At 43.1% G+C, this 773-nt stretch carries 1 protein-coding gene; it reads right to left on the bottom strand.

Features of this window, described 5'->3' with window-relative positions:
- Positions 1-75 precede the first annotated feature (75 nt).
- Complete coding sequence (locus R7190_RS26875; RefSeq protein WP_031791282.1) at positions 76-663, bottom strand: DedA family protein; 588 nt, start codon at positions 661-663, stop codon at positions 76-78.
- Positions 664-773 lie beyond the last annotated feature (110 nt).

The raw sequence follows: 773 nt of genomic DNA on the forward strand, positions 1-773 counted from the left end.
TTTTGTATTTGGATGAAAGAAAAAAGCTCATGGCATCTATCTTACTGATACCAAGAGCCTTTATTGAAAGTGCATTTATAGCGACGATTTTGCTTTTTTTCGCTTAAGCAAGCCTAGGAGCATCAATGCGAACACAACCGCGGCGCTCGCCCAGATTGCGTATTTGTAGTGGCTATATAAATGGCTGAGTGCGCTGAGGTGCTCAAATGCAAAATGCGTAAGTAAACTGAACACCAAAACCCAAATGGTGGCAGCGAGTGCGTTGCCGAGTAAAAACTCTCTGCGTGGCATTTTTGCTATCCCACACGCCAGAGGCATAAATTGCTTCATCCCTTCAATAAATCGGCTGACCACCAAACAAGCAGGGCCATATTTTTGAATGGTGATTTGGAGCTTCTGCATTTTAGGGCCAGAGATGTAACCTTTTTTATCTAGCCATCCTTCAAAGTAGTAACCAAGTAAGTAGCCACAAGTATTGCCCAAAAAGCAGCTGAGCCAAGATATAACCATAACCATACTCAGATTCATGACTTGTTCTGAGGCCAGAATTGACGCTGCGATCATCAAAGATTGCCCAGGCATGGGAATGCCAATACCTTCAAAAAAGATGCTGACAATAAGCGCAAGGTAGCCGTACTGCTCCAGCAGAGGCTTCATGGAGATGAGTAAAGCGTTAATGTGTTCCAAATGCTTTCCTCTAATAAAATCGGAAGGAAATTGGAGTGATACTCCTGTTGTTTTCTCTGGTCAATTCTTGTTTCTCATTCTCGAGA

This window comes from Vibrio sp. 1078-1 (genome assembly GCF_033340475.1).